The sequence below is a fragment of the Dellaglioa sp. CoH-57-MRSF-16 genome (genome assembly GCF_056782055.1).
In genome coordinates, this window is record NZ_JBXAXZ010000229.1 from 1 (window position 1) to 236 (window position 236).

General features: G+C 61.0%; 1 protein-coding gene. It reads left to right on the forward strand.

The window, feature by feature from the left end; all coding sequences use genetic code 11:
- Nucleotides 1–236: hypothetical protein (locus AC1RPH_RS08515; protein ID WP_481762152.1), on the forward strand; the 236-nt coding region annotated here is incomplete at both ends.

The following is a 236-nucleotide window of genomic DNA, read 5'->3' on the forward strand; positions in this document are numbered from 1 at the left end:
GAGGACTCGGGAATTTCGTACCCCGCAAAATTCCAGCGACAGGCGACTGGCTGGTTCGGTGAGTTTTACGCGCTGCTGGCATCGCGCGCCGCGCCTCAGGAGCGGATCACGCGTGCTGCCCGGGCCAAGCTACCCAATTTCTGGGTGCAGGAGCATCGAGCAACCGCCGATCCGAAATCCATTACGCCGTTCCCCGTGATAGAAAACGGAAAAACGTGGGTGATGCTGCCCCGTGG